Origin of the sequence: Pseudomonas sp. 06C 126 (genome assembly GCF_001855215.1) — a bacterium.
In the GTDB taxonomy this organism is placed as follows: Bacteria; Pseudomonadota; Gammaproteobacteria; order Pseudomonadales; family Pseudomonadaceae; genus Aquipseudomonas; species Aquipseudomonas proteolytica.
In genome coordinates, this window is the sequence record NZ_MIFU01000085.1 from 1 (window position 1) to 23,422 (window position 23,422).

Here is a 23,422-nt window from a genome sequence, read left to right on the forward strand (position 1 = left end):
TAGCCGCGACACGGCCATGGATGGCCGATCGCGGCGGGCCCACGGAGCAATGCCTGACTGCGGGCATGCCGAGCCTAGGCGAGGCACCGAGTGGTGGGGGCAAGAGCGCTTTGGTTACTTTCGCGCTTTTCGAAAGTGACCCGCCGTCAGGGCGGAACCCATAGCCGCCGTGACCGCAGCAACGGATATGTACACATCCCCAAGAACCATCAAAGAGTTGCGTAGATACTCATGCCTATCGCAGGCAAGCCAGCTCCCACATTTGACTGGTTATGGCAGTGGAACCGAGGTTATTCCAGATGCTCTGGCCTGATCGGGTCGCCCGGTTTTACATCCAGTTGGTGGCGCACATCCTCGAACATCAGGTCGTACTGTTTATGCATGCCACCGTTGAGCACCGCAGTTTTCGGCATGCCGTACTTCTGCGCGATGTTCATGGCGTGGCGGGCAAAGTCGAAGGCCTGGTCCTTGGGCAGGAAGAATTCTTCCTTGAGGTCTTTGCCCTGCACCGAACCGTGCATCTTGAAGAGCATTCCCTTGCCTTCCTTTGGGTCCTGGCTGACTTCGTAGTCGATGCACAGGTCGTAGCTGTGATCCTGGGCATTCAATGCATGGCGTTCAACATGCAAGTGACCGGGTTCAAAAATGGCCATAGGCGTCTCTCCCTAACAAGGCATTGGAGAAGGGCGGCTGCAACAACCGCCCGGGGTGTATTTATAAGTAGGTGATGCCAGGTTTTGCCGTGCTGATACGGGTGCCGGCGGTGCCCTGGACAATGGCTTCGATGTCCGAGAGTGAACCGATCACTGCGGTTTTGCCAGTGTTGCGGGCGAACTCGCAGGCGGCCTGGACCTTGGGCCCCATGGAGCCGGCGGCGAAGCCGAGTTTTTCCATGTCGTCAGGGTGCGCCTGGCCGATGGCTTTTTGCGTCGGTTTACCGAAGTCGATAAAGGCCGCATTGACGTCGGTGGCGATCACCAGCAGGTCGGCTTCCAGTTGCTGGGCCAGCAGCGAGGAACACAGGTCTTTATCGATCACAGCTTCGATGCCCTTGAGCTTGCCGTTCTCGTCGTACATGGTCGGGATACCGCCGCCGCCGGCGCAGATCACGATGCTGCTCTTTTCCAGGAGCCACTTGATCGGGCGGATTTCAAAGATGCGTTTGGGCCGTGGGCTGGCCACTACCCGACGGTATTTATCGCCGTCGGGGGCAATTGCCCAGCCTTTTTCGGCGGCCAGTTTTTCGGCTTCGGCCTTGGAGTAGACAGGGCCGATCGGCTTGGTCGGGTTCTGGAAGGCCGGGTCCTTGGCGTCCACTTCGACCTGGGTCAACAGGGTGGCGAAAGGCACTTCAAAGTCCAGCAGGTTGCCCAGTTCCTGTTCGATGATGTAGCCGATCATGCCTTCGGTTTCGGCGCCCAGCACGTCCAGCGGGTAGGGGGAAACCTGGGTGTAGGCGGCCGCTTGCAGCGACAGCAGGCCGACTTGCGGCCCATTGCCGTGGGCGATCACCAGCTCATTGCCGGGATGAATCTTGGCAATCTGTTCGGTGGCGACCCGGATATTGGCGCGTTGGTTGTCCGCAGTCATGGGTTCACCACGGCGGAGCAGGGCGTTACCGCCCAGTGCAACGACGATACGCATAATGCAATCCTTCTAGAATTCTGCCTTGTGAACACTGGGCCAAGTGTGGGAACAGGCTTTATGTAGGAGCCGGGCTTGCCCGCGATGCAGTCACCTCGGTCTGCCAGACATATTGAGGTGATGCCATCGCAGGCAAGCCAGCTCCCACATAAAGCTCGCTCCCACATTGACCGTGTTGCATCAGTGGAAGCGGTGCCGGGTTACAGGTCCGCTAGGGTCGAAACCAGGATCGCCTTGATGGTATGCATGCGGTTTTCCGCTTGCTCGAAGGCGATGCAGGCCGGGGACTCGAACACGTCGTCGGTCACTTCGATGCCGTTGGCCAGGTGCGGATACTGCTCGGCAATCTGCTTGCCGATCTTGGTATCGCTGTTATGGAACGCCGGCAGGCAGTGCATGAACTTGGTGCGTGGGTTGCCGGTGGCTTTCATCAGTTGGGCATTGACCTGGTACGGCAGCAGTTGCTCGATACGTTCGGCCCAAGCCTCTACTGGCTCGCCCATGGACACCCAGACGTCGGTGTGGATGAAGTCCACACCCTTGACCGCCGCTTTCGGGTCTTCGGTGAGGGTGATGCGTGCACCGCTTTCTTCTGCGTATTTTTTGCAGCGACCGACCAGATCGTCATGGGGCCACAGGGCTTTTGGCGCGCAGATGCGCACGTCCATGCCCAGCTTGGCGCCGACCAGCAGCAGCGAGTTGCCCATGTTGTTGCGGGCGTCGCCCAGGTAGGCGTAGCTGATGTCGTGGATCGGCTTGTCGGCGTGTTCACGCATGGTCAGCACGTCGGCGATCATCTGGGTTGGGTGGTACTCGTCGGTCAGGCCGTTGAATACCGGCACGCCGGCGAATTTCGCCAGTTCTTCGACGATTTCCTGCTTGAAGCCACGGTATTCGATGGCGTCGTACATGCGCCCAAGTACGCGGGCGGTGTCTTTCATGCTTTCTTTGTGGCCGATCTGCGACGAGTTCGGGTCGATGTAGGTGACGTTGGCGCCCTGGTCATAGGCCGCCACTTCGAAGGCACATCGGGTGCGGGTCGAGGTTTTCTCGAAGATCAGCGCGATGTTGTTGCCTTTGAGGTGCTGCTGCTCGGTGCCGGTGTACTTGGCGCGCTTGAGGTCGCGGGACAGGTCCAGCAGGTAGCGCAGTTCGCGCGGGGTGTGGTGTTCCAGGCTCAGCAGGTTACGGTTGTGGATGTTGAACGCCATGATGATTCTCCTTGGATTCGGTAATCGGCCCGTGCGGCATCGGGTGGACGCCGCCGGGGAGATGGTCGTTTAGTAGTCGATAGGGTCGCGGATGATCGGGCAGGTCATGCAGTGGCCGCCGCCACGGCCGCGCCCCAGTTCGCCGGCGCTGATGGTGATGACTTCCACACCGGCTTTGCGCAGCAGAGTGTTGGTGTAGGTGTTGCGGTCGTAGCCGATCACCACGCCAGGCTCCACGGCCACCACGTTGTTGCCGTCGTCCCACTGTTCGCGTTCGGCGGCGAAGCTGTTGCCGCCGGTCTCCACTACGCGCAGGGCCTTGAGGCCGAGGGCGGCGGCCACGGTATCGAGGAAGTTGGTTTTCTCCCGTTGGATATCAATGCCGTGGGGCTTGCTTTCATCTGGACGCAGGGTGAAGGGCACGATCTGGTTCACCACTTCCGGGAAGATGGTCACCAGGTCGCGGTCGCAGAAGCTGAACACGGTGTCCAGGTGCATCGCCGCGCGGGATTTCGGCAGGCCGGCAACGATGACCTTTTCCACGGCCTTGTTCTTGAACAGGTTGCGCGCCAGTTGGCCGATAGCCTGGTGGGACGAACGCTCGCCCATGCCGATCAACACCACGCCGTTGCCAATCGGCATCACGTCGCCGCCTTCCAGGGTGGCAGCGCCATGCTCCTGGTCAGGGTCGCCGTACCAGATCTGGAAGTCGGCGTTGGTGAACTCGGGGTGGAACTTGTAGATGGCGGTGGTCAGCAGGGTTTCCTGACGTCGCGCCGGCCAGTACATGGGGTTGAGTGTCACGCCACCGTAGATCCAGCACGTGGTGTCACGGGTGAACTGAGTGTTGGGCAGCGGCGGCAGGATGAAGCTGGCGTGGCCGAGGAAGTCGCGGAACATCTCGATGGTCTTGCCACCGAAGCTGCTGGGCAGGTCATCGGCCGACACGCCACCGATCAGGAACTCGGCGATCTTGCGTGGCTCCAGGCTGCGCAGCCACGAGCCGACTTCATCGACCAGGCCCAGGCCCACGGTGTTGGCGGTGATCTTGCGCTCCAGGATCCAGTCCAGCGCTTCGGGGATGGCGACAATCTCGGTCAGCAGGTTGTGCATTTCCAGCACATCGATATCGCGCTCGCGCATCTTGGTGACGAAGTCGAAATGGTCGCGCTTGGCCTGGGCCACCCAGAGCACGTCATCGAAGAGCAGTTCGTCGCAATTGTTGGGGGTCAGCCGCTGATGGGCCAGACCTGGGGAACACACCATGACTTTGCGCAGTTTGCCGGCTTCGGAATGTACGCCGTACTTAACTTTTTCCGTGGTCATTACAGATCCTCCAGTGAACAAAAGATTCAGGTGTTACAGGGTCAGGAAGCCGTCGTAGAGCCCATAGGCCGCCACCAGGGCGCCAATGACCACTGCGGCGAAAATCAGCTTCTCGACGTTGGTGAAAATCGGTTTGCCCAGCTCACGCTTGGCCTTGGCGAACAGGATCGCGCCAGGGGCATAGAGCAGGGCGGACAACAGCAGGTATTTGGTGCCGCCGGCATACAACAGCCAGACCGCGTAGATCAGGGCGATGGCGCCGATGAACAGGTCTTTCTTGCGCTCGGCCAGGGCCGCCTCGTAGGTCTCGCCGCGTACCGCCAGCAACAGTGCGTAGGCCGCCGACCACAGGTAAGGCACCAGGATCATCGAGGTGGCGAGGTAGATCAGCGACAGGTAGGTACTGGCGGAGAACAGGGTGATTACCAGGAATATCTGCACCATGGCGTTGGTCAGCCACAGGGCGTTGACCGGCACATGGTTGGCGTTTTCCTTACGCAGGAACTCCGGCATGGTGTGGTCTTTGGCAGCGGCGAACATGATCTCTGCGCACAGCAGCACCCACGACAGCAACGCGCCGAGCAGGGAGATGATCAAGCCGACGCTGATCAGCACCGCGCCCCAGTGGCCGACCACATGCTCGAGCACGGCCGCCATCGACGGGTTCTGCAGCTTGGCCAGTTCCGGTTGAGTCATGATCCCCAGGGACAGCACGTTCACCAGCATCAGGAACAGCAGCACGGTGATAAAGCCGATGACGGTGGCCTTGCCCACATCCGAGCGCTTTTCGGCACGGGACGAGAAGATGCTCGCGCCTTCGATACCGATAAATACCCAGACGGTAACCAGCATCATGTTGCGCACCTGGTTCATCACACTGCCCAGGTCGGGGTTTTTCACGCCCCAGATATCCGCGGTGAAGATGTCCAGCTTGAACGCGAACAGTGCGATCAATACGAACAGCACCAGCGGCACGACCTTGGCGACCGTAGTGACCAGGTTGATGAACGCTGCTTCCTTGATGCCGCGCAGCACCAGGAAATGCACGGCCCACAACAACACCGAGGCGCCAATCACTGCCGCCGGGGTATTGCCTTCGCCGAAAATGGGGAAGAAGTAACCGAGGGTGCTGAACAGCAGCACGAAGTAACCGACGTTGCCCAGCCAGGCACTGATCCAGTAGCCCCAGGCCGACGAGAAACCCATGTAGTCGCCAAAACCGGCCTTGGCGTAGGCGTATACACCGCCGTCCAGGTCGGGTTTGCGGTTGGCCAGGGTCTGGAACACAAAGGCCAGGGTCAACATACCTACGGCGGTGATAACCCAACCAATCAATACCGCACCAACATCGGCGCTGGCGGCCATGTTTTGCGGCAACGAGAAGATCCCACCGCCAATCATTGAGCCCACAACTAGAGCAACAAGGGCGCCTAATCGAAGTTTTCCGGGAGATTCAGACATTGCGTGACTCCAATGCAGGAGAAGAGAGACCACAGAATAAAACTGTGCGCTATTCAAACAGCTGACTCAGATCACTTCATTGGCACATTCCATTGTGAATTAAAGACTTATGAATAAATGCTGCGGGCGTATAATTACTCGGATAAGCGCGTCCCAGAGCTTTTATCCGTTTGGATTAATGCGATATGCGTAAGGCGTGGATGTTTGAAGCTAGCCCGTTTTCGCAGATGTGCAAACTTTTTCAAAAGGCTTTGCCAAATACCTCTCAAGGATAAAAGACAAGGGGTATTTAAATTCTAAATTTGCCTAAACTCGACTAACTGAAATGTCATTAAGTTATGAGGCGAGCAGTGTTATTCGCTATAGATAATAAACGTTGCATGTTTTCGATAAATTAGCCGAGTGCACAGTTGTTAGCTCAATGACGGTTTTATCTGCAGGAGTTTCTATGTCGCAACCGGCACAAAAGCTGCGCCTCAGCGCCCTGGTGGCGTTGGTGGTGGGCTCGATGATTGGCGGCGGGATCTTCTCGTTGCCGCAGAACATGGCGGCGCGGGCAGAGGTGGGGGCGATCCTGATCGGCTGGGGCATCACCGCCATTGGCATGTTGACCCTGGCCTTTGTGTTCCAGACCCTGGCCAACCGCAAGCCCAACCTGGACTCGGGTGTGTATGCCTACGCGAAGGCCGGTTTTGGTGACTACATGGGCTTCTCGTCGGCCTGGGGCTACTGGATCAGCGCCTGGATGGGCAATGTCGGCTACTTCGTGTTGCTGTTCAGCACCCTGGGCTATTTTTTCCCGGTGTTCGGCCAGGGCAACACGCCCGTGGCGATCGGTTGCGCGTCGTTGCTGCTGTGGGCCGTGCATTTTCTGGTGATGCGCGGCATCAAGGAGGCGGCGTTTATCAATCAGGTCACGACTGTGGCCAAGATCGTGCCGTTGCTGATGTTCATCGTGATCGCCGCCGTGGCCTTCAAGGCAGACATTTTTACCCGGGATATCTGGGGCCTGGGCAACCCGCAATTCGGTGGGGTGATGGACCAGGTGCGCAACATGATGCTGGTCACCGTGTTTGTGTTTATCGGCATCGAAGGCGCCAGTGTGTACTCGGCGCGCGCCGAAAAACGCTCCGACGTGGGGCGCGCCACGGTGATCGGGTTTGTCGGGGTGCTGGCCCTGCTGGTACTGGTGAACGTGCTGTCCCTGGGGATCATGAGCCAGCCCGAGTTAGCCAACTTGCAGAACCCGTCACTGGCGGGCGTGCTGGAACATATCGTGGGCCCCTGGGGCGCGATGTTGATCAGCATCGGCCTGGCGGTGTCTTTGCTGGGGGCGTTGCTGTCATGGGCCTTGCTGTGCGCCGAGATTCTCTACGCCACCGCCCATGACAAGACCATGCCGGCCTTCCTGAAAAAGGAAAATGCCAACCGTGTGCCGGTCAATGCGTTGTGGCTGACCAATGTGATGATCCAGCTGTTCCTGGTGATCACGCTGTTTTCCGCCAGCACTTACACCACGCTGATCTACCTGGCCTCGTCGATGATTCTGGTGCCGTATTTATGGTCGGCGGCCTATGCCGTGCTGCTGTGCGGGCGCGGGGAAACCTATGAGGGCGCCCAGGGCGAGCGGCTCAAGGACCTGCTGGTGGGCGTGATTGCCCTGGGCTATGCGGTCTGGCTGCTGTATGCCGGTGGCTTGAAATACCTGCTGCTGTCAGCGCTGCTGTATGCGCCGGGCGTCATCCTGTTTGCCCAGGCCAAGCGCGAGCAGGGCCAGCCGCTGTTTACCTTGTTGGAAAAAGGCATTTTCAGCTGTGTGATCGCTGGGGCGAGCCTGGCGGCGTATGGGTTGTACAGTGGTGTGTTGAGCCTATGAGCGATTGTGCGGGCTTCATCGCGGGCAAGCCCACATTGACTGAGTTGTACACAATCAACTGTGGGAGTGGGCTTGCCCGCGATGACAATCCCAAGGTCACCACTGTGCCCGATGCGCGCCCAATTCCCCGGCCGGCAAGACCCATTGCAGCGGTGTCCCGGTAATAGTGACCGGGGCCAGCAAACGATGTGCCGGCCCCCAGGCCGTCTGTTCCACCAGCAGCCCCTGATCAGCGGGTTGTTCTTCACGCAATGCGGGCTGCTTGCCGTGTGCCGCTTCGACCAACAATTTTGCCGTACGCGCCAGCGACAGCCGTGCCGAACCTGCGTGCCCGCTGTTCAAGCGCTGGGCCAAGGCCTGTATCGCACTGGCGGCCATCAGGTAGCCGGTAGCATGGTCCAGAGCCTGCACTGGCAGCGGCACGGGTTGATCCAACTGTTTGCTCTGCATACCGGCGTGGGCGATGCCGCTGCTCATCTGCACCAGGCTGTCGAAGCCCCGGCGATTGCGCCACGGGCCGCTCCAGCCGTAGGCGTTAAGGCTGACGTCGATCAGGCCCGGGGCAATCTGCTGCAGTGCGGTTGCGTTGTAACCCAGGTGTTCCAGCGCATCTGCCCGATAACCGTGAAGCAGAATGTCGGCATCCCTGAGCAGGTTTTCGAATAGTTGCCGGTCGTTGGCGTGTTTAAGATCAAGGCGCGCGCAGCGCTTACCCAGGGTCATTTCCGGGACAACCCCGGGTTCGTTCCAGTCGGGTGCGTCGATGCGCAATACGTCGGCACCCAGGCCTGCAAGAAAACGACTGGCCACGGGGCCGGCCAGGACGCGGGTCAGGTCCAGGACCTTGACCCCCGCCAGCGGGCGCGCAACGCTGCCGAGCCAGCGGCTTTTGCCGCGCGCGTCGAAGCGCTCCCATGCGATCAGGGGTTCCTGATTGACCGCCAACCCTTGTGGATGGGCCTGCCACTCCTGCCAGGTGCGCATCTGCGCCGCACAGCCGGCTTCGTCGACTATCGCTTGTTCAAGCTCGCCAGCGTTCCACCGGGCGACCTTGAGGGCCATTGCCGTCCGCTGCGCCGCCTGTCCGAGTACTCGCTCGGCGGCGGCACGATGGTGTGGGGCGTTGGTGTGCAGGCGAATCCAGCCATCGGCGCAGGCATAGTCGCCGGCAATCGGGTCCCATAATGGCGGAACGCTCCAGCCCAGCGGGCGCAGGGAGCTGGAGAACCAGAACGAGGCCAGGCGCCGGTCGACGCTGACGGCGGGCAAGCGCGCGGTCTGTTGTTCAAGCAGGCGGGCCACTGCCTGACCCGCCGCACCCATGCTGGCGCAGGCCAACTCGGTGACGGCGAAGGCCGACGGCAGGGCACCGGCCTCTGTGGTCGCCAGCGGTGCGGCCGGCAGATCGAGTGCAAGTTGGATCGATGTGAGCAGATCAGTCATCAGGGGCCCTCCTTAACAGAAGGGCCATCATAGAAGATCTTCAGGGGTGTCCTGCAATCCCCGGTTGCAAGGGCAAATCCAGGGTGGCGATAAAACCGCCCTCGGGGTGGTTGGCCAGGCTCAGGCTGCCGCCGTGACGCTCGGCGGCGCGCCGGGCGATGGCCAGGCCCAGGCCATGACCTTGGGCGGTTTGCCCGGGGGCACGGTAAAACGGCTCGCCCAGTTTTTGCAGGCACTCGGCATCTACGCCCGGGCCGTGATCGCGCACGCTGATCACAATGCGTTCGCCCTCACGCTGGGCGCGCATTTCAATCGGCTGGGTGGGCGGGTTGAAGCGCTGGGCATTGCGCAACAGGTTGTCCAGCGCCCGTTCGATCATATGGGGCCAGCCCTTGAGGTTTAACGCCGGGTCGGCCTGAAGCCGGACTTCCTGGTCCGGGGCGCCGAGCTGGGCGTCCTTTTGCAGGGTCTCGAGCAGCCTATTGAGGTCGATGTCTTCGGCGCTGGCGTTGTCGGCGTCGACTCGCGCCAGTACCAGGATCTCGCTGATCAGGGCTTCGAGGCGGTCACATTCCAGGGTCAGGCGCGGCCAGAGCTTTTCCCGTGCCTCGGGGGTGGCCCGTTCCGCCAGGGCCAGTGCGATCCGCAGGCGGGCCAGGGGCGAGCGCAGCTCATGGGAGACGTCGCGCAGCAGTTGCCGCTGGCTGCCGATCAGGCTTTGCAGGCGCGCGCCCATGCGGTTGAAGTCGGTGGCCAGCACGCCAAACTCATCGCGCCGGTCGGCCAGGCGAGCCAGGCTGTTTTGCTGGTACGTGGTCTGCCCCAGATCATGCACCGCGCCGCGCAAGCGGCTCAAAGGCCGCGTGATCGACAGGGTCACCAGCAGGCTGAACAGGGTCAGCACCACCAGCGCAATCGCCAGGGCGCTCAATGGCCAGAGCAGGCTGCTGCGGTGCCAGGCATCCAGCTCCGGCAGGGCGATGCGGTAGATCAGCAGGTAGGTATCGCCGGTCTTCTCGCTGGTGTATTCGGCCGTCAGGCGACGCCAGGGCAGCCGGCCCTCGTGGCTCTCATGCTGTCGCGCTTCGAAGGCGGCGGCACGGCGCGGGAAGGTGCCACGTACCACCGGGTCGCCGCTTTCGTTGAGCACTTGCACATCGACGTGGTATTGGCGCTTGCGCTGTTGCAACAAGTCCTGGGCCGCATCCTCGCCTTGGGTTTCGTAGCGCTGGGTCCATTCCTCGGCCAGGTTACTGAGGCCAGGGTGGCGGCTGAGAATCCAGGCATCCTGGTTGAGCATATGCCCAAGCAGGATCGACAGCCCGGCAACCAGGGCGATGGCCAGCCAAAAACTGGCAAGGATGCGCCAGAAGAGTGAACGCACAGGAAACCCTCAAACAGGAAAAGCCCAGTGGCGCGGGCCACTGGGCTGGGAGATTGCTAACGCATTATTGCGCTTTTTGCGGTTGTTGCGCTTTCCAGGCCTGGAACTGCTGCCACTCGGCCTGACGCTCGGCGCGTTTCTTCGCCATTTCGTCGAACTTCTTCTGCTGGTCAGGCTTGAGCAGGGCGCGGATATCGGCTTGGGTTTTCTGCTTGGCGGCGGCCATCTCGTCGTTCATGGCTTTCTGCTCAGCGGCCGGGAGTTTGTCCAGGTACTTTTTGACCAGTTGCTGACGACCTTCGCGTTGCTCGCCCATCAACTTGCCGATCTGCTGGCGCTGTTCGCGGGTCAGGTCCAGTTGGCTGAAAGGGCCGCCTTTGCCGCGCATGCCGTGTTCACCGCCGTGGCCCGGGCCGCCCATCATATGGCCTTCTGGACCGCCCACCGGGCCTGGGCCTTCTGGCATGGCCATGGCAACGGTAGGCAGGGCAGCAGCGAACATCAGAGCGATAAGGGTCTTGCGCATGGTGTTTCTCCTTGTCTCGGTTCCGGTGAGTCCGGATGTGAGTAGATTACGAGGATCAAGGTCAGCGGCGGTCAGGGGAGGGTAAAGCTTGGGTAAAGACGGGTTGGGTGGGGGCTTACAAAACAGGTAAGAGCCGGCAAGCCGGCTCCTACAGGGGATTTCAGGGGGTGTAGTAGTAGCCACGGCTGCGCAGGGCGACGATCCGCGGACGGCCGTCGGCATGCGGGCCGATTTTCTTGCGCAGGTTGCTGACGTGCATGTCCAGGCTGCGGTCATACAGGGTCAGCTTGCGGCCCAGGGCAATCTGCGCCAGTTCCTGCTTGTCCAGCGGCTCGCCCGGCTGGCGCAGCAAGGCTTCCAGCAGGCGGCTTTCGGACAGGGTGAGGGTCAGTTCCTGATGGTCGATGATCACCACGCCGCGCACCGGGCTGAAGCACAGGTCGCCCAGTTCCAGTTGGGTCGACACAGCCGTCGGATGGCTGCGGCGCAACACCGCCCGTAGGCGGGCGGTCAGTTCGCGGGGGTCGCAGGGCTTGGCCAGGTAGTCATCGGCGCCCAGCTCCAGGCCGAGGATCCGGTCCAGGGGCTCGCCCCGTGCCGAGAGCATCAGCACCGGCAGTTCCGGGTGGTCGGCGCGCAATTGCTTGAGCAGCTCCAGGCCGCTGCCGTCGGGCAGCATCACGTCCAGCACCACGGCCGCCGGCGCGGCGTCGGCCAAGGCCTTGCGGGCGCTCACGCCGTCATGGCAAGCGCGCACCTGGAAACCTTCCTGGCTCAACCAACTGGTCAGCAGCTCACAGAGCTCCTGGTCATCATCTATCAGTAACAGCTCGCTCATGACTCACTCAATTTAGCCATTGTCGACGGCGCCGATGCCCGCCACTGGCGAAGATACCGCACAGCAGGGCAACCAGCGCAACTCCTGCGCCAATCACGAACCATTGCTGCTGGTCGGTGAGCCAGCGGGGCAGGGTGCTGCCTTGTGCGTCCTTGAGTTGCTGGGCCAGGCGCTGGTTCTCCTGGCGCAAGCGGCTCAATTGCGCACTCTCGCGGGCGGCATCGGCAGTTTGCAATTGTTTGCTCAGTTCTTCGCGCAGGCGTTCGCTTTCTTTCAAGCGTTGCTGCAACTCGGTGATCTGGCTGCCGGCACTCAAGGACAGGGGCGTAGAACTGCCGGTGTTCGAGGTTTCTTCAGCCTGGGCCGTGGCCCCGATCGTTAACACTGCCAACAGACACAACTGACTTAAGCGCATCGGAACTCCTGATTCCACACGAATATTCAGAACGTTGTCGGCAGGTTACCGAGAATAATGAGCGATCAGGCGTTTGCCGAACCCAATAGGTTCAGCGCCACCCGGATCAAGGCAGGACTTGCTTGAAGGGTTTGATCACGACATCGGCATACACACCGGCCGCTACGTACGGGTCGGCCTTGGCCCAGGCTTGGGCATCGGCCAGGGACGCGAACTCGGCAACGATCAGGCTGCCGGTGAAGCCGGCTTCACCCGGGTCATTGCTGTCGACTGCCGGGTGTGGGCCGGCGAGCACGATGCGTCCTTCGGCTTGCAGCGCCTTGAGGCGTTCCACGTGGGCCGGGCGCACAGCCAGGCGCTTTTCCAGGGAGTTGGCGACGTCGGTGGCAATGATTGCGTAGAGCATGTCAGTCCTCGGTTTTTGGCGTGGTGGAGTCGGTATCGTGCAAGTGGCGCGACAGGTAGATGCCCTGGGCAACCAGGAATACTACGGTCATGCCCAGGCTGCCGAACACCTTGAAGTCGACCCAGTAGCTCTGGAAGGTAAAGGCCACGAACAGGTTGGCCGCGCCGCAGAACAGGAAAAACAGGATCCAGGCGATGTTCAGGCGGGTCCAGATCGGCTCCGGCAGGCTCAGGGCATGGCCCATGATCCGCTTGATCAACAGGCGATCGCCGATGAAGTGGCTGCCGATAAAGGCCAGGGCGAACAGCCAGTTGACCACCGGGGCTTTCCATTTAAGGAAGGTTTCGCTGTGGAAGGCCAGGGTCAGGCCGCCAAAGACCAGGCAGGCGATCAGGGTCAGCCATTGGCTTTTTTCCAGCTTGCGCTGGGAGATGAAGATCGCGCCGTAGACCACCAGGGAACTGATGATCAGCACCGCGGTGGCGCTGTAGATGCCGCCGAACGACAGCTCATGGCCGCCGATATCCAAGACCCGTGGGTCGGTTTTGAAGACGATGAAAAACAGCAACAGCGGGATGAAGTCGATGAATTGTTTCACAGTAAGAGCCAGAAGCTGGATGTGGCGGCATAATAACAAACATCCTTGGTTGCGATAGCGCCAGCTGACTTGAGGTTACACACTCCCGTGAATGTTGATTTGCACTGCCACAGCACGGCCTCCGACGGCGCCCTGGCGCCCGCGGTACTGGTTGCGCGTGCGTTTGAAAAAGGCGTGCGAGTCCTGTCGCTGACCGATCACGACACCCTCGAAGGCCTGGACGAGGCGCGCAGCGCCGCCACGGCACTGGGGATGTATCTGGTCAATGGCGTCGAACTGTCCTGCACCTGGGGCGGGGCGACCATTCATGTACTGGGCTACGGTTTCGACGTCAACGCCCCGCCATTGGTGGCGGCCATTGCCAGTTTGCACGATGGCCGCTGGCTGCGGTCCGAAGAAATAAGCCGCAAACTGGCGCTCAAAGGCATGCCCAACGCCCTGGAGGGCGCCCGTGCCATCCAGCAGGAGCTGGGCGACAGTGGCAACGCGCCGGCCCGTCCGCATTTTGCCGACTGGATGGTGCGCGCAGGTTACGTCAAGGATCGCGCCGAAGCGTTCCGCAAATGGCTGGGCGCCGGCAAGCTGGGGGACGTGAAGTTGCACTGGCCGACCCTCGAAGACACCGTGGCCACCCTGCGCGCTTCGGGGGCCTGGGTCAGCCTGGCGCATCCCTGGCACTATGATTTCACCCGCAGTAAACGCCGCAAGCTGATAGGCGACTATATTCAAGCAGGTGGCCACGCCATCGAAGTGGTCAATGGGCATCAACCCGCCGAACAGGTTGGCAGCCTGGCGATTCTTGCCCGTGAATTTGGGCTGCTGGTCAGCGCCGGCAGTGATTTCCATGGCCCAGGCGGCTGGTCGGAGATCGGCGAATACCGCCCGGTCCCGGAAGACTTGCCGCTCCTGTGGGGGCGATTCAAGCATGACCCCATTACCGCCACCGTCTGAACAGGTAGAAAACGTGAGTCAATTTTTCCAGATTCATCCGGAAAACCCGCAAGCGCGGCTGATCAAGCAGGCCGTGGAGATCATCCGTGCCGGTGGCGTGGTGATCTACCCCACGGACTCCTCCTACGCCATTGGTTGTCAGATCGGCGACAAGAATGCGGTGGAGCGCGTAAGACGCCTGCGCGACCTGGATAAGAACCACAACTTCGCGTTGATCTGTAGCGACTTGTCGCAACTGGGTCTGTTCGCCAAGGTTGATACGGGCACTTTCCGCCTGCTCAAGGCCCATACGCCAGGGCCCTACACGTTCATCCTCAATGCCACCCGCGAGGTGCCGCGCCTGTTGCTGCACCCGAAGAAGCGCACCATCGGCCTGCGGGTGCCGGAGCATCCCATCGCCCTGGCGTTACTGGCCGAGCTGGGTGAGCCACTGATGAGCGTGTCGCTGATCATGCCCGGAGAGTCCGAGCCGCTGTACGACCCTTACGAAATGCGCCAACTCCTGGAAAAACACGTAGACCTGATCATCGACGGCGGCTACGGCGGCAACAAGGCGTCTACTGTGATCAACCTGGCCGACGGCGAGCCTGAAGTGGTGCGCGTCGGTTGCGGCGATCCCACGCCGTTCATGGTCGAGGCCTGAATGTCGGCCGTGGAACCCGTCGACAGCCAGGCCGGCGCCCAGCAGGAGCTGCCATTTGCCATGGTCTACGGCCAGGCGGTCATGGAAATGCCCCTGGACTTGTACATCCCGCCGGATGCCCTGGAAGTCTTCCTTGAGGCCTTCGAGGGGCCGCTGGACTTGCTGCTGTACCTGATCCGCAAACAGAACATCAATATCCTTGATATCCCGGTGGCAGAAATCACCCGCCAGTACATGGGCTATGTCGAGTTGATGCAGTCGGTGCGCCTGGAACTGGCCGCCGAATACCTGGTGATGGCCGCGATGCTGGCCGAGATCAAGTCGCGCATGCTGCTGCCGCGCTCGGAGACGATCGAGGCCGAAGAGGACGACCCGCGCGCCGAACTGATCCGCCGCCTGCAGGAGTACGAGCGCTTCAAGGCAGCCGCCGAGGGCATTGACGGCTTGAGCCGCGTGGGCCGTGACGTGGTGGTGCCCAAGCTGGATGCGCCGGAAGCCCGGGCGCGCAAATTGTTGCCAGATGTGAGCCTGGAAGAATTGCTGATGTCCATGGCCGAGGTGCTGCGCCGTGGCGATATGTTTGAAAGCCACCAGGTCAGCCGTGAAGCCTTGTCCACTCGCGAACGCATGAGTGATGTGCTGGAGCGCCTCAAGGGCGGTGGTTTTGTGCCGTTTGTCGAGCTGTTCACCGCTGAAGAAGGGCGCCTGGGGGTGGTGGTGACTTTTATGGCGATCCTCGAATTGGTCAAGGAGTCCTTGGTCGAGCTGGTACAGAATGAGCCTTTTGCGGCTATCCACGTGCGGGCGCGAGCCGAATAACGAGCTGAATCGATGAATCTGACTGAACCCCGCGAACTGGCCCCGCTGTTGGAAGCCTTCCTCTTGGCCTCGGGCAAGCCGCAATCACTGGAGCGCCTGTTCGAACTGTTTGAAGAGGCTGAGCGCCCGGAGCCGCCGGTATTCAAGAAGGCCTTGGAGATCCTGCGCAAATCCTGTGAAGGCCGGGCCTTTGAGCTGCGGGAAGTGGCCTCGGGCTACCGCCTGCAAATTCGCGAAAAGTTTTCGCCGTGGGTCGGGCGCCTGTGGGAAGAGCGCCCGCAGCGTTACTCCCGGGCGATGCTGGAAACCATGGCGCTGATCGCCTATCGCCAGCCCATCACCCGTGGCGAGATCGAAGACGTACGCGGCGTGGCGGTCAACAGTCATATCGTCAAGACGCTGCTGGAGCGCGAGTGGATCCGTATCGTCGGTTACCGCGACGTGCCGGGCAAACCGGCGATGTTTGCCACCACCAAGGTGTTTCTCGATCACTTCAACCTGAAGAACCTCGACGACCTGCCGCCATTGGCCGAATTGCGGGAGATCGAGGCCGAACCGGTGCTCGATTTCGACGATGCGCCAGTGCCGGCTGGCTTGCAGGAGCTGGCTGATGCCAGCGCCGAGCCGGAAGAGCCCAAGGACGAGACCAGTTTCCATACGCTGCTGTTGGAGCTGGACGATATGGAGCAGGGGATCAAGACCGATTTTGATGACTTGCTGCGCGATGGGGCGGCCGAGCCCGAAACGCCGGTGAACGTCGAAACGACGCCAGCGGTCGAACCTGAACCTCTGGAAGACATCTTGGGTGTGGCAGCCGCTCGCGAAAAATTGCTGGCCGCCGTCGCCGCCCTTGAACAGCCCGAGTTGAGCGAAGAAGAAGCCGAAGCCCGAGCACTGGCCGAAGCCATCGAAAACGAACGCCGCGAATTCGAAGACTGACAGCTCCCACAGATAAGCCCTGTGCAGTGAGGTAGTGATGAGCTCCACCAAAGACCCCTGCATCAGCATCTGCAAATTCAGCGACGATATCTGCCTCGGCTGCGGGCGCAGCAAGCGTGAGATCCGGGCCTGGAAGAAACTCGACAAGGTCGACAAGCGCGCGGTGCTGGCCGAAGCCGAGTTACGGCTGCTCGCCCTGGGTGCCACCGGTCGGCGGAAAAGTAAATGAGCCGGCCCATATCGACTAGTCTCTGATGCGCAATGCGCGCCATGAGCGTATGATTCGCGACCCTTCGGCGATGCGTTCGCCCAAGAACCCAGTTTCAATACCTTCAGGCCACGCCTGAATCGACACACCGGGAGGTGCTTAAGATGAAAGACCAAGACCAGAACGACAGCCAGGAAATCGGCCCAGCAGGCGAGAAACTGCAAAAAGTTCTCGCCCGTATCGGCGTCGGCTCGCGTCGCGACGTGGAAGCCTGGATCACCCAGAAGCGCATCAAGGTCAACGGCGTCGAGGCCACCCTTGGCCAGCGCGTCGACCTGCATGACGCGATCACCATTGATGGCAAGGTCATCAAGCGTGAAGAGGCCGCCGAATCGGTGCGCCGCGTGATCATGTACAACAAGCCCGACGGCGAGATCTGCACCCGCGACGACCCGGAAGGCCGTCCCACCGTGTTCGACAAGATGCCCAAGCCCAAAGAAGGCCGTTGGATCAACATCGGTCGCCTGGACATCAACACCACCGGCTTGCTGATGTTCACCACCGACGGTGAACTGGCCAACCGCCTGATGCACCCGTCCTACGAGATGGACCGTGAATATGCGGTGCGTGTACGTGGTGAAGTCGATGACGAGATGATCGAGCGCCTCAAGGCTGGCGTCGTGCTGGAAGACGGCCCGGCCAAGTTCACCGACATCAAGCAGGCTCCAGGTGGCGAAGGTTTCAACCACTGGTACCACTGCGTGGTGATGGAAGGGCGTAACCGTGAAGTACGTCGCCTGTGGGAATCCCAGGGCCTGGTGGTCAGCCGCCTGAAGCGCGTGCGTTTTGGCCCGGTGTTCCTCAACTCTGACCTGCCGATGGGTCGCTGGCGCGAAATGAGCCAGTACGAAGTCGACATCCTCAGTGCTGAAGTGGGCCTGACCCCGGTGGCCATGCCGCAGATGAACGCCAAGAGCAAAGACAAGCTGGAGCGTATGCAGCGTAAATCGTCGCGCCCAGTGGCTCGTACCGAGCGCGTTGCCCGCACTTTGCGCCCGGCCCTGGATGCACCGGCCACTGGCGGTCGTATTTCCCGTCAGCCGCAGATCGAGGGTGATCGTCGCCCATCGGCTCCAGCCCGTCAGGATGGCGAGCGTGCGCCGCGTACTCCACGTCCGGCCGGTCGTGGCGAAGCGCCAACAGGTGGCCGCAGCAACCGAGGCGATGCAGGCCGCGGTGCGCCGCAGACCGATCGTCCAGCCGAAGGCGCCAAGCGCCCAGCCAAGCCAGCGCCGAAAAAGCGCCCTGGGCTCAAACTGGTGGCTGACGAGCCATCGGGCAAGCGCCGTGGTGCACCGGCAGGTTCCGGGCAGCGTCCGGGCTTTGGTCGCAAGAAGCCTTAAGGGCTGCGGCAAGTTTTAAGCTGCGAGCGGTAAGAGAAAACGCCAACCCTGAGGGTTGGCGTTTTTTTTGCGTCGGATTTTGTGCAGGAGCGAGCTTGCTCGCGAAAAAACCAGAGCTGTCACGCTTATCCAGGATGAACGCGGTGCTCGGGCGTTTGCCGCGAGTAGGCTCGTTCCTACAGATGATGGCAAGCCCGGTCGTCATGAATGTCTTCCGCGCTGTAACAATTATTTTACGCATGGCCTGAGCCTACGCCTGTCTTGGTCTCGTGTTTTTTTATCTGTAAAGAAAACTTGCCGATCGGTCAACAATCTCCCCGGCAAGGCTCCCTAACCAATCGAGCGGTGTACAATGCGCCGCGTTTTACTGTGACCCCCCTTGCATACCCATGCAAAAGGCCTTCAAGGCTGGCTGCCTTGTTAACTCCGCCTGGCCATAAGCCGGACGGGTTCGATTTCGTCACAGATAAAAACAAACAGGTGACGCATGACCGTAAGAAAGACGCTGAACTCCTGGTGCCTGCGCTGGGGTTTGATCGGCGCTGCTTGAGTCGGTTTCAAAGCAGCATCGTGTAATCAACATCATCAAACCTTGCGTGAGACCCTTTTCATGAGTGCAAACAACTCGCCTTCAGGTGAACTGAAGCGCGGCCTGAAAAATCGTCATATCCAATTGATCGCCCTCGGTGGCGCGATCGGTACCGGCCTGTTCCTGGGCTCGGCGGGGGTGCTGAAGTCAGCCGGCCCGTCGATGATCCTCGGCTATGCCATCTGCGGCTTTATCGCCTTCATGATCATGCGCCAACTGGGCGAAATGATTGTCGAAGAGCCAGTAGCCGGCTCCTTCAGCCATTTTGCCCACAAGTACTGGGGCGGTTTCGCGGGCTTTTTGTCGGGCTGGAACTGCTGGATCCTTTATATCCTGGTGGGCATGTCGGAGCTGACAGCCGTCGGCAAGTACGTGCACTACTGGTGGCCGGAGATTCCGACCTGGGTCTCGGCGGCGGCATTTTTCGTGCTGATCAACGTGATCAACCTGGCCAACGTCAAAGTGTTTGGCGAGGCCGAGTTCTGGTTTGCGATTATCAAGGTGGTGGCGATTGTCGGCATGATCGCCCTGGGCAGCTATCTGCTGGTCAGCGGCACCGGCGGGCCACAGGCTTCGGTGAGCAACCTGTGGGAACACGGCGGGTTCTTCCCCCATGGCGTCGGTGGGTTGGTGATGGCCATGGCGATCATCATGTTCTCGTTTGGCGGCCTGGAAATGCTCGGCTTTACCGCCGCTGAAGCGGACCAGCCACGGACCGTGATCCCCAAGGCGATCAATCAGGTGATCTACCGCATCCTGATTTTCTACATCGGCGCCCTGGTGGTGCTGTTGTCGCTGACGCCATGGGACAGCCTGCTGGTGACCTTGAACGCGTCCGGCGATGCCTATAGCGGCAGCCCGTTCGTGCAGGTGTTCTCGATGCTGGGCAGCAACACTGCCGCGCATATCCTCAACTTTGTGGTGTTGACGGCGGCGCTGTCGGTGTACAACAGCGGCACCTACTGCAACAGCCGCATGCTGCTGGGCATGGCCGAACAAGGCGACGCCCCGGCGGCGTTGGCGAAGATCGACAAGCGCGGCGTGCCCGTGCGTTCGATCCTGGCCTCGGCGGCAGTCACTCTGGTGGCGGTGTTGATGAACTACTGGATCCCGCAGCACGCCCTGGAACTGCTGATGTCCCTGGTGGTGGCCACGCTGGTGATCAACTGGGCGATGATCAGCTTCTCGCACTTCAAGTTCCGCCAGCACATGAACCGCACCGGCCAGGTGCCGCTGTTCAAGGCGCTGTGGTACCCCTATGGCAACTTTGTGTGCCTGGCGTTCGTGGTGTTTATCCTGGCGATCATGCTGATGACACCGGGCATTCAGAAGTCGGTGTATGCGATTCCGATCTGGCTGGCGTTCATGTGGGTCTGCTATTTCTTCAAGAGCAAGCGCGAGGCTCGGGAAAACCTGAGTGCGGTATCCTCGCTGAACAACTAGCCTACCCTGCAGGAGCCGGTAAACCGGCTCCTGCAGGTGTCAACGGACCCGCTTTCCATGTTGGTAATCTCCAGTAACGTGCACCTGCCCGATGCTGAAATCGAGTTGACGGCCATCCGCGCCCAGGGCGCAGGGGGGCAGAACGTCAATAAGGTTTCCAGCGCGGTGCACTTGCGCTTCGATATCGGCGCTTCATCGTTGCCGCCGTTCTACAAGGAGCGCCTGCTGGCACTGCGTGACAGCCGCATCACCAGCGAAGGCGTATTGATCCTCAAGGCCCAGCAATACCGGACCCAGGAACAGAACCGCGCCGATGCCCTGGAGCGCCTGGTGGAGTTGATCCTCAGCGCGACCAAGGTCGAGAAAAAACGCCGTCCGACCAAACCCACCCTGGGCTCGAAAAAGCGTCGCCTGGAATCCAAGACCAAGCGCGGCAGCATCAAGGCCGGGCGCGGCAAGGTGGATTTCTAGCCGGCGTTGCGTTCGTCGCGGTATTTGGGGGCCTGGCGATACAGGTACAGGCTCAACAGCAGCCCGGCGAAGGCCGCCAGTGCGGCAAACAGAAAGATCGAAGCAAAGCCGAAACCCGCCGCAATAGCGCCGGCCAATGGCCCGGTGATGCCCAAAGACAAGTCGATAAACAGCGAATAGGCCCCCACCGCCGCGCCACGGCTGGAGGCAGGCACCAGGTTGACCGCCTCGACGCCCAGCGCCGGAAACACCAGGGAAAAGCCAAAGCCACTCAGGGCCGCGCCCGCCAACGCCAGTTCGGCATTCGGCGCCAGCCACAACAGCAGCAGGCCAAGGGTTTCCACCGACAGGCAGGCGATCGCCACGCGAAACCCGCCGATCCGGTTGATCAGGTTACCGAACAGCAACCGCGCGCCGATAAAGCTGGCCCCGAACAGGCTCAGGCACAGCACCGCGTTATCCCAGTTCTGGGTCGCGTAATACAGGGTGATAAACGTGGCGATGGTGCCAAAGCCGATGGAGCCCAGGGCCAGCCCGCAGCCGTGGGGCAGTACGCGGCCCAGCACATGCATGAAGGGCAGGCGTTCGCCGACTACGATGGGCGCCGCGACTTTCGGCCAGGCCAGCAGCAGGCCCAGCACCGCCAGCACCATGATGCTGGCGCCCATGCTCCACAGCCCGAACCGGCTGACCAGCAGCACCCCCAGCGGTGCGCCAATCGCCAGGGCACCGTAGCTGGCAATACCGTTCCAGGAGATGACCTTGGCGGTATTCAGCGCACCGACCCGGCCAATCCCCCAGCCAATGGAGCCCGATCCCACCAGGCTTTCGGCACTGCCCAGGACCAGCCGGCCAATCAGCAGGCTGGTCAGGCTCAAGGCCGGCAGATGGGTCAATGCCGCGGACACCAGCATGAACACCCCACTCAAGCCACAACCGGCCAGGCCGTACATCACCGCGCGCTTGCTGCCGCGGTTATCGATGATGCGCCCGGCATAGGGCCGGCTCAGCAGGGTGGCCAGGTACTGCACGCTGATCACCAGGCCCGCGATCACCGCGCCAAAACCCAGGTCGCTGTGGACATAGCCCGGCAATACGGCCAGGGGTATGCCTATATTCAGATAGCCGATAAAGGTGAACAGCACGATGGAAACGACTTGCAGCGTGACCGCCATGGGGCGCTGGGTATCTGGCATGGGAGGGGTCCACTGTCGCGGCAGTAAAAGATAGGCTGCTTATGATACCGGTGCTTTGCGCCGCACAGGGCATAAAACCTTTGGCGGCTGAACGCCCGCCATCGCTGGCGAGCCGGCGCCTACAGTGGCGCGGGGCTGAGCATGCGCGTGGTCACGAGCGCGGCCAGGGCGTTTTCCTGGGTGCCAAAGCGCTTGAGCAGCAGCGCTTGTTTTTCCGGGCTGAGGCGGCTCCACACATCGACCATTTGCAGGGCGGCGCCGAGTATCGCGTCATCGGGGGAATGCTTGGGAGTGTCAGGCATGTTGCGTGTCTCTTGATTCAGGCGGTGTGGAAAGCGCGCAATGTCACGCTTTCCACACGGTCTGGGTACTGCGGTCAGTCGTCGCTATCGCTGTCGACCGGTGCTGCTTGTGCTGGCGCTTGTTTATCGCTGCCGGCCTGTTGTGGGGTTGGCTGCTCGGTCTCGTGCAGGCTTGGGAAGGGGAGATTGGGAATCTCGTGCATCGTCGTCGCTCCTCGCAAGGTCTGTTGTGGGATTGCAGATGTGCCACGCTTTTTACAAAGCCTGGGCAGGATACAGCACTGCAAATGACAAAAAGACTTTTATCTCGCCAAATGCACGAACCTTTCGCCCCAAGACGCAAGTGACAAGAGGTCACACGCTGGCCTGGCGCTCCATGGCGGCCTTGTAGATGGAGTTTTTTGGCTGGGCGAAGACCCGTGCCAGCATGGGTTCGAAAAAGCTCAGGGGCAGGGTGGCATAGGCCGGATCGAAGGCGGCCGCGTCGTACAGCGCGCAGAATTCAATGGTTTGCTCATACTGCGGGTGTTCACCAAATTGCTCGCGCAGGTGGCGATCCATGCCCAGGTGATGAAAGAAATAGTAGCCCTGGAAAATCCCGTGCTTTTCCACCATCCACAGGTTTTGCGGGCTGACGAACGGTTTGAGGATGGCGGCGGCAATGTCCGGGTGGTTGTAGGAACCCAGGGTGTCGCCGATGTCATGGAGCAGCGCACAGACCACATATTCTTCGTCGCGGCCATCGTGCCAGGCGCGGCTGGCGGTCTGCAGGGAGTGGGTCAGGCGGTCCACCGGGAAGCCACCGAAGTCACCCTCCAGCAGCCGCAGGTGCGCGAGGATTCGCCCGGGCAACTGGCGGGCATAGGCACTGAAGTCGGCGGCGATGATGGACCAGTCTTCCTGGGTGCCGTCTTGCATATGGGTGAAGCGGGCCTGCTGGCTCATCGGCGTGTCTCTTATTGTTTTGGATGGTTTAGAACGGCACCTTGCCCAGGATCATGTCGCGGTACATCACGAAATCTCCCAGCAGGCTGTAGAACGGATGCTGGAATGTCGCCGGGCGGTTCTTTTCAAAGAAAAAGTGCCCGACCCAGGCAAAGCTGTAGCCGGCCACTGGCAGTACCCACAGTAGCCACCAGGCACCCTTGCCGATGGCGAACGCGAGAATAAAAATCACCAGGCTGGTACCGATAAAGTGCAGGCGCCGACAGGTGCTGTTGCCGTGTTCACTCAGGTAATACGGATAGAACTCGGCGAAGCTATTGAATTGTCTGACATTTTCCACGTTGGCCGGCCCTCTGGTTATTGTTGTGCCCGACGGATGTTCGGC

26 protein-coding genes are annotated in these 23,422 nt (G+C 61.0%); 9 read left to right on the forward strand and 17 right to left on the reverse strand.

Translation table 11 applies throughout. The features are described from left to right. Positions 1 to 290: 290 nt before the first annotated feature. The 5 genes from BHC62_RS13830 to arcD (BHC62_RS13850) form a co-directional block, all read right to left on the reverse strand. Complete coding sequence (locus BHC62_RS13830; protein WP_070995313.1) at positions 291 to 653, reverse strand: DUF5064 family protein; 363 nt, start codon at positions 651 to 653, stop codon at positions 291 to 293. Between the two features lie 61 nt (positions 654 to 714). Continuing rightward, positions 715 to 1,644 (reverse strand): carbamate kinase, encoded by a 930-nt coding sequence (arcC, locus tag BHC62_RS13835; protein WP_029296314.1) that lies wholly within the window; start codon positions 1,642 to 1,644, stop codon positions 715 to 717. Positions 1,645 to 1,844: 200 nt separating this feature from the next. Then, positions 1,845 to 2,855 carry an ornithine carbamoyltransferase gene (locus BHC62_RS13840; protein WP_029296316.1) on the reverse strand — a complete coding sequence of 337 codons (1,011 nt, stop codon included), beginning with the start codon at positions 2,853 to 2,855 and terminating at the stop codon, positions 1,845 to 1,847. A gap of 69 nt (positions 2,856 to 2,924) precedes the next feature. Continuing rightward, positions 2,925 to 4,181, reverse strand: a complete 1,257-nt coding sequence (gene arcA, locus BHC62_RS13845; protein ID WP_070995314.1) for an arginine deiminase — start codon at positions 4,179 to 4,181, stop codon at positions 2,925 to 2,927. A 33-nt stretch (positions 4,182 to 4,214) separates the two neighbouring features. Then, a complete protein-coding gene (gene arcD / locus BHC62_RS13850; RefSeq protein WP_029296320.1) occupies positions 4,215 to 5,642 on the reverse strand; it encodes an arginine-ornithine antiporter in 1,428 nt (475 codons plus the stop codon). A gap of 448 nt (positions 5,643 to 6,090) precedes the next feature. Between arcD (BHC62_RS13850) and arcD (BHC62_RS13855) the strand changes: the two genes are divergently transcribed. Beyond that, positions 6,091 to 7,518: an arginine-ornithine antiporter gene (gene arcD, locus BHC62_RS13855; RefSeq protein ID WP_029296323.1), complete on the forward strand. Its 1,428-nt coding sequence runs from the start codon at positions 6,091 to 6,093 to the stop codon at positions 7,516 to 7,518. 96 nt (positions 7,519 to 7,614) lie between these two features. Here the strand turns inward: arcD (BHC62_RS13855) and BHC62_RS13860 are convergent, their stop codons facing one another. The 7 genes from BHC62_RS13860 to BHC62_RS13890 all read right to left on the reverse strand — a co-directional run bounded on the left by BHC62_RS13860 (position 7,615) and on the right by BHC62_RS13890 (position 13,128). Beyond that, positions 7,615 to 8,961 carry a CoA transferase gene (locus BHC62_RS13860; protein ID WP_070995315.1) on the reverse strand — a complete coding sequence of 449 codons (1,347 nt, stop codon included), beginning with the start codon at positions 8,959 to 8,961 and terminating at the stop codon, positions 7,615 to 7,617. 40 nt (positions 8,962 to 9,001) lie between these two features. Further along, positions 9,002 to 10,345, reverse strand: coding sequence for a HAMP domain-containing sensor histidine kinase (locus tag BHC62_RS13865; protein WP_070995316.1), 1,344 nt, complete (start codon positions 10,343 to 10,345; stop codon positions 9,002 to 9,004). A gap of 64 nt (positions 10,346 to 10,409) precedes the next feature. Further along, positions 10,410 to 10,871, reverse strand: coding sequence for an LTXXQ domain protein (locus tag BHC62_RS13870; protein ID WP_070995317.1), 462 nt, complete (start codon positions 10,869 to 10,871; stop codon positions 10,410 to 10,412). Positions 10,872 to 11,031: 160 nt separating this feature from the next. Beyond that, a complete protein-coding gene (locus tag BHC62_RS13875) occupies positions 11,032 to 11,709 on the reverse strand; it encodes a response regulator transcription factor (protein ID WP_029296332.1) in 678 nt (225 codons plus the stop codon). A gap of 7 nt (positions 11,710 to 11,716) precedes the next feature. Next, positions 11,717 to 12,124 carry a translation initiation factor 2 gene (locus tag BHC62_RS13880; protein WP_070995318.1) on the reverse strand — a complete coding sequence of 136 codons (408 nt, stop codon included), beginning with the start codon at positions 12,122 to 12,124 and terminating at the stop codon, positions 11,717 to 11,719. Positions 12,125 to 12,230: 106 nt separating this feature from the next. Then, complete coding sequence (locus BHC62_RS13885; RefSeq protein WP_070995319.1) at positions 12,231 to 12,530, reverse strand: YciI family protein; 300 nt, start codon at positions 12,528 to 12,530, stop codon at positions 12,231 to 12,233. A gap of 1 nt (position 12,531) precedes the next feature. After that, positions 12,532 to 13,128, reverse strand: coding sequence for a septation protein A (locus BHC62_RS13890; protein WP_029296338.1), 597 nt, complete (start codon positions 13,126 to 13,128; stop codon positions 12,532 to 12,534). Between the two features lie 87 nt (positions 13,129 to 13,215). On the opposite strand from BHC62_RS13890, the gene BHC62_RS13895 reads away from it, so the two are divergent. The 8 genes from BHC62_RS13895 to arfB all read left to right on the forward strand — a co-directional run bounded on the left by BHC62_RS13895 (position 13,216) and on the right by arfB (position 20,594). Further along, positions 13,216 to 14,079 carry a PHP domain-containing protein gene (locus tag BHC62_RS13895; RefSeq protein ID WP_070995320.1) on the forward strand — a complete coding sequence of 288 codons (864 nt, stop codon included), beginning with the start codon at positions 13,216 to 13,218 and terminating at the stop codon, positions 14,077 to 14,079. Positions 14,080 to 14,092: 13 nt separating this feature from the next. Beyond that, positions 14,093 to 14,722, forward strand: a complete 630-nt coding sequence (locus BHC62_RS13900) for an L-threonylcarbamoyladenylate synthase (RefSeq protein ID WP_070995321.1) — start codon at positions 14,093 to 14,095, stop codon at positions 14,720 to 14,722. A 120-nt stretch (positions 14,723 to 14,842) separates the two neighbouring features. Next, entirely contained in the window at positions 14,843 to 15,541 is a 699-nt protein-coding gene (locus tag BHC62_RS13905; protein ID WP_169851199.1) for a ScpA family protein, read from the forward strand. A 12-nt stretch (positions 15,542 to 15,553) separates the two neighbouring features. Continuing rightward, entirely contained in the window at positions 15,554 to 16,480 is a 927-nt protein-coding gene (gene scpB / locus BHC62_RS13910; RefSeq protein ID WP_029296346.1) for an SMC-Scp complex subunit ScpB, read from the forward strand. Between the two features lie 37 nt (positions 16,481 to 16,517). Then, positions 16,518 to 16,709, forward strand: a complete 192-nt coding sequence (locus BHC62_RS13915) for a DUF1289 domain-containing protein (protein WP_029296349.1) — start codon at positions 16,518 to 16,520, stop codon at positions 16,707 to 16,709. A 143-nt stretch (positions 16,710 to 16,852) separates the two neighbouring features. Further along, positions 16,853 to 18,091, forward strand: a complete 1,239-nt coding sequence (gene rluB, locus BHC62_RS13920; RefSeq protein ID WP_029296351.1) for a 23S rRNA pseudouridine(2605) synthase RluB — start codon at positions 16,853 to 16,855, stop codon at positions 18,089 to 18,091. Between the two features lie 610 nt (positions 18,092 to 18,701). Further along, positions 18,702 to 20,123, forward strand: coding sequence for an amino acid permease (locus BHC62_RS13925; protein WP_029296353.1), 1,422 nt, complete (start codon positions 18,702 to 18,704; stop codon positions 20,121 to 20,123). Between the two features lie 57 nt (positions 20,124 to 20,180). Continuing rightward, complete coding sequence (gene arfB, locus BHC62_RS13930; RefSeq protein ID WP_029296355.1) at positions 20,181 to 20,594, forward strand: alternative ribosome rescue aminoacyl-tRNA hydrolase ArfB; 414 nt, start codon at positions 20,181 to 20,183, stop codon at positions 20,592 to 20,594. Here arfB and BHC62_RS13935 read toward each other — a convergent pair. The 5 genes from BHC62_RS13935 to BHC62_RS13950 form a co-directional block, all read right to left on the reverse strand. Next, positions 20,591 to 21,790: an MFS transporter gene (locus BHC62_RS13935; RefSeq protein WP_029296357.1), complete on the reverse strand. Its 1,200-nt coding sequence runs from the start codon at positions 21,788 to 21,790 to the stop codon at positions 20,591 to 20,593. The two genes, arfB and BHC62_RS13935, sit on opposite strands and share 4 nt — an antisense overlap. A 119-nt stretch (positions 21,791 to 21,909) precedes the next feature. Continuing rightward, entirely contained in the window at positions 21,910 to 22,092 is a 183-nt protein-coding gene (locus tag BHC62_RS13940; RefSeq protein ID WP_070995323.1) for a hypothetical protein, read from the reverse strand. 74 nt (positions 22,093 to 22,166) lie between these two features. Next, positions 22,167 to 22,295, reverse strand: coding sequence for a hypothetical protein (locus tag BHC62_RS28965; RefSeq protein WP_256324357.1), 129 nt, complete (start codon positions 22,293 to 22,295; stop codon positions 22,167 to 22,169). 151 nt (positions 22,296 to 22,446) lie between these two features. Then, a complete protein-coding gene (locus tag BHC62_RS13945; protein WP_029296361.1) occupies positions 22,447 to 23,037 on the reverse strand; it encodes an HD domain-containing protein in 591 nt (196 codons plus the stop codon). A gap of 28 nt (positions 23,038 to 23,065) precedes the next feature. Further along, positions 23,066 to 23,377 carry a DUF962 domain-containing protein gene (locus tag BHC62_RS13950; protein WP_029296363.1) on the reverse strand — a complete coding sequence of 104 codons (312 nt, stop codon included), beginning with the start codon at positions 23,375 to 23,377 and terminating at the stop codon, positions 23,066 to 23,068. Positions 23,378 to 23,422 lie beyond the last annotated feature (45 nt).

Excerpts from the sequence above, each read along its gene's own strand:
- BHC62_RS13830 (WP_070995313.1), bottom strand. The coding sequence starts at position 653 with ATGGCCATTTTTGAACCCGGTCACTTGCATGTTGAACGCCATGCATTG.
- arcC (WP_029296314.1), bottom strand. The coding sequence starts at position 1,644 with ATGCGTATCGTCGTTGCACTGGGCGGTAACGCCCTGCTCCGCCGTGGT.
- BHC62_RS13840 (WP_029296316.1), bottom strand. The coding sequence starts at position 2,855 with ATGGCGTTCAACATCCACAACCGTAACCTGCTGAGCCTGGAACACCAC.
- arcA (WP_070995314.1), bottom strand. The coding sequence starts at position 4,181 with ATGACCACGGAAAAAGTTAAGTACGGCGTACATTCCGAAGCCGGCAAA.
- arcD (WP_029296320.1), bottom strand. The coding sequence starts at position 5,642 with ATGTCTGAATCTCCCGGAAAACTTCGATTAGGCGCCCTTGTTGCTCTA.
- arcD (WP_029296323.1), top strand. The coding sequence starts at position 6,091 with ATGTCGCAACCGGCACAAAAGCTGCGCCTCAGCGCCCTGGTGGCGTTG.
- BHC62_RS13860 (WP_070995315.1), bottom strand. The coding sequence starts at position 8,961 with ATGACTGATCTGCTCACATCGATCCAACTTGCACTCGATCTGCCGGCC.
- BHC62_RS13870 (WP_070995317.1), bottom strand. The coding sequence starts at position 10,871 with ATGCGCAAGACCCTTATCGCTCTGATGTTCGCTGCTGCCCTGCCTACC.
- BHC62_RS13875 (WP_029296332.1), bottom strand. The coding sequence starts at position 11,709 with ATGAGCGAGCTGTTACTGATAGATGATGACCAGGAGCTCTGTGAGCTG.
- BHC62_RS13880 (WP_070995318.1), bottom strand. The coding sequence starts at position 12,124 with ATGCGCTTAAGTCAGTTGTGTCTGTTGGCAGTGTTAACGATCGGGGCC.
- BHC62_RS13885 (WP_070995319.1), bottom strand. The coding sequence starts at position 12,530 with ATGCTCTACGCAATCATTGCCACCGACGTCGCCAACTCCCTGGAAAAG.
- scpB (WP_029296346.1), top strand. The coding sequence starts at position 15,554 with ATGAATCTGACTGAACCCCGCGAACTGGCCCCGCTGTTGGAAGCCTTC.
- BHC62_RS13915 (WP_029296349.1), top strand. The coding sequence starts at position 16,518 with ATGAGCTCCACCAAAGACCCCTGCATCAGCATCTGCAAATTCAGCGAC.
- rluB (WP_029296351.1), top strand. The coding sequence starts at position 16,853 with ATGAAAGACCAAGACCAGAACGACAGCCAGGAAATCGGCCCAGCAGGC.
- BHC62_RS13925 (WP_029296353.1), top strand. The coding sequence starts at position 18,702 with ATGAGTGCAAACAACTCGCCTTCAGGTGAACTGAAGCGCGGCCTGAAA.
- arfB (WP_029296355.1), top strand. The coding sequence starts at position 20,181 with ATGTTGGTAATCTCCAGTAACGTGCACCTGCCCGATGCTGAAATCGAG.
- BHC62_RS13935 (WP_029296357.1), bottom strand. The coding sequence starts at position 21,790 with ATGCCAGATACCCAGCGCCCCATGGCGGTCACGCTGCAAGTCGTTTCC.
- BHC62_RS13940 (WP_070995323.1), bottom strand. The coding sequence starts at position 22,092 with ATGCCTGACACTCCCAAGCATTCCCCCGATGACGCGATACTCGGCGCC.
- BHC62_RS28965 (WP_256324357.1), bottom strand. The coding sequence starts at position 22,295 with ATGCACGAGATTCCCAATCTCCCCTTCCCAAGCCTGCACGAGACCGAG.
- BHC62_RS13945 (WP_029296361.1), bottom strand. The coding sequence starts at position 23,037 with ATGAGCCAGCAGGCCCGCTTCACCCATATGCAAGACGGCACCCAGGAA.